The organism is Endozoicomonas atrinae, assembly GCF_001647025.1.
GTDB lineage: Bacteria > Pseudomonadota > Gammaproteobacteria > Pseudomonadales > Endozoicomonadaceae > Endozoicomonas > Endozoicomonas atrinae.
On record NZ_LUKQ02000821.1, the window covers coordinates 1 to 359 of the forward strand.

The following is a 359-nucleotide window of genomic DNA, read 5'->3' on the forward strand; positions in this document are numbered from 1 at the left end:
ACCATTCGCACCGGAGTTAAACAGCTCAGAAAGGCTATGGGAGTGGATGCGGGAGCATGACTTATCAAACAAAGCATTTTCAGGTTATGAAAATATTGTAGATTGTTGCTGTGAAGCTTGGAATAACCTTTGCAGCGAAGCTGGTCGACTGTTCAGTCTGTGCTCCCGTGATTGGGCAGTTATACAGTAGTTAGAAAATTCAATTGGTATAAAAGGGACTGCGCCAAGCCTGGCGCAGTATGAGGTAGAGGTTTAATCAATATCAGCAATGCATAATGGTCTGTTGTGTTCATCGTAAAATGTCATCAAAGGTTCAAACGCTACGGTATGAGAGACTTGAAAGGGGGTATTTTGACGAA

Annotated in this window: 1 pseudogene; it reads left to right on the top strand. The window is 42.9% G+C overall.

Annotation, left to right across the window (positions count from 1 at the left end):
* A pseudogene (locus tag AK963_RS36430) lies at window positions 1-190 on the top strand (IS630 family transposase); the annotation flags it as partial.
* Window positions 191-359 lie beyond the last annotated feature (169 nt).